The following is a 2,239-nucleotide window of genomic DNA, read 5'->3' on the forward strand; positions in this document are numbered from 1 at the left end:
TTCCTTGGAGAGATTGGCCAGATGGACCAAAGGCGAGGTATGGTGGGGGGGCATCATGATGATCCCAACAAGTGGAGACGACGAAAAAGCAGATGAACGCCCATTGTCGAAAACCTGCACCCCGAACGCAACAGCGCGCTTAAATTGAATCAAAACCGCACTGCAATCAGTACGCACATCAAATGGAATGGAAACTTCAGATGAGTAAAACGGAATTTCAAAAGAGTGAAACGGAGCTTCAAATCGAAGAGATCATCCCCGGTGGCCTGGGGCTCGGGCACCACGAGGGGAGAGCGGTTTTCGTCCCCTTTACCGCTCCAGGGGATCGCATTCGGGTGGCCCTGTTGGAAAAACGCCGTCGCCACTATCGAGGCCGCTGCCTGGAGGTGCTGGAGCCCGGTCCCCTGCGGGTAGAGCCCTTTTGTTCCCACTATGAGACGTGTGGCGGCTGTCACCTGCAACATTTAAGTATTGAGGGCCAAGGGGAGGTCAAGCGGGGCTTTGTGGCAGACTCTCTGCGGCGCCTGGGAAAAATCGACCCCGAAGGGATACTGGGGGAGTGGATTCCAGCCCCCTCGGATAAGGGCTACCGCAGACGGGCGGGATTGAAGGTGCGCTGGGTCAAGGATAAGCCCCTGGTGGGTTTTTTCGCCCCAGCCTCCCATCGGGTGGTGGATCTGAGCGAATGCCCGATTTTGCATCCCAAACTTGCCGAATTTATTCCTGCCTTGCGGGATTTCATCCCTCACCTCAAAGTCCGGGAGCGCCTGCCCCATGTGGATGTGGTCTCCGGCGAAAATGGTCCGGCTCTGGTCTTTCACATCCTCTCCAATCCCCATGGTCGGGATAAGGATATGATGACCGGCTTTGCCAGGGAGCATGGTGCTCAGCAAGTTTGGATCCAGAGGAAGGGCAAGGAAAATCTGGAGGAGGTGTGGCGGGGTGGGGGGCTGACCTACCAAGTGGATGAGCTGACCATGCGTTTTGATCCGGGGGATTTTATCCAGGCCAACTTTGAGCAAAACCGACGCTTGGTTGCGGAATCAATGGCGCTGGCGGGTAGTGGTGAGGCGGCTTGGGATCTTTTCTGCGGGGTGGGCAACTTTACCTTGCCCCTGGCCAAGCGTTTCAGTCGGGTGAGGGGAATCGACAGCTATGGTCCCGGATTGCGCCGGGCTAAAACCAACGCCAGAAAAAACAGTCTCGATAGCGTTCGCTTCCGCAAGGGTAATCTATCTATCGAAGAGGAGATTCCCCAATCCAGCGGTGGCATGGAAATCCTGCTCCTGGATCCCCCCAGGGAGGGTGCTGTGGAGCTGGTCAAAAAAATGCCGGGCTTGAATCCAAGACAGGTGATCTACGTCTCCTGCAACCCCGCCACCTTTGCCCGGGATGCAGCGATCATGGAAGACAATGGCTTTAAGCTGGAAACAGTCATCCCGATTGATCTCTTTCCCAACACCCACCATCTGGAGCTGGTTGCCCGGTTTATCAATCAGAGGGAGCCAATTCCGAAAAAAGAGGTGGCTGAAATAACCGCTGAACCGCCAAACCAGGAGGGTGAAATGGGTGAGGCCGGAGAAGAAGCGAAGGTGGAAGAGATAAAGGTGGAAGAGGTGAAGGAAGAGTCACCAGGAGAAATAGAACGGTAGAAAAATAACCGAATCAGTCGGTAGGGAGGTCAAAAGGTGGGAAAATGCCCAATCCTTTTGACCTCCCACAACCGATTCATCATCAACTATCCGAGGATATCCTGAGGTTCCTTGGCGATAACGGCCAGATCCTGCCAATCTTTTTTGACCAGTTCAGCGACCCGACGAGCCGCTTTTTTCCATTCGGTTTTGGTGGCCTTTTTCAGCTCTTTTTCATACTCCTTTTTGTTTTTGGCTTTCTTGCGGTGGAGTTTACCAAGGAGTTGAGCTTCGTTGGCAAAAAGAGCGGTACGCTCCTTGCGGGTATTCAAGCCGCTGGATCGCTTACCATCCTTATAAAGCGAAACCCCTTTGTAGTTGTTCCAACGGGGCCGGAGTTCGTAGGGAGCGCAGCCAAACTTGACCATCTGGTAAAAATCCCCCAGGCCTGAGCGTTGTTCAAATTTGGCATTTCTTTTGACCTGTTTTTGAATCTTTTTGGCGCTCCAATTGGCGAAGGGTTTGATACCTGGATTGGTCAACTCCTTCAACTCCAGGATGCCTTTGTTGGCGGTATTGGGGCGCAAAGGTTTTTTGTTTTTCTTGAA

The 2,239-nt window shown here is 53.5% G+C and carries 2 protein-coding genes; one reads left to right on the forward strand and one right to left on the reverse strand.

From position 1 onward, the window contains the following. Positions 1-200: 200 nt before the first annotated feature. Complete coding sequence (gene rlmD, locus HQL52_12565) at positions 201-1,652, forward strand: 23S rRNA (uracil(1939)-C(5))-methyltransferase RlmD (GenBank protein MBF0370278.1); 1,452 nt, start codon at positions 201-203, stop codon at positions 1,650-1,652. 86 nt (positions 1,653-1,738) lie between these two features. Here rlmD and HQL52_12570 read toward each other — a convergent pair. Next, the coding region (locus tag HQL52_12570; protein ID MBF0370279.1) for a hypothetical protein at positions 1,739-2,239 on the reverse strand (501 nt) is incomplete at its 5' end.

It is taken from the genome of Magnetococcales bacterium (genome assembly GCA_015232395.1).
Taxonomy (GTDB): Bacteria; Pseudomonadota; Magnetococcia; order Magnetococcales; family JADFZT01; genus JADFZT01.

What these genes read in the sequence shown, in the direction of transcription:
- rlmD (MBF0370278.1), top strand. Translation starts at nt 201, where the DNA reads ATGAGTAAAACGGAATTTCAAAAGAGTGAAACGGAGCTTCAAATCGAA.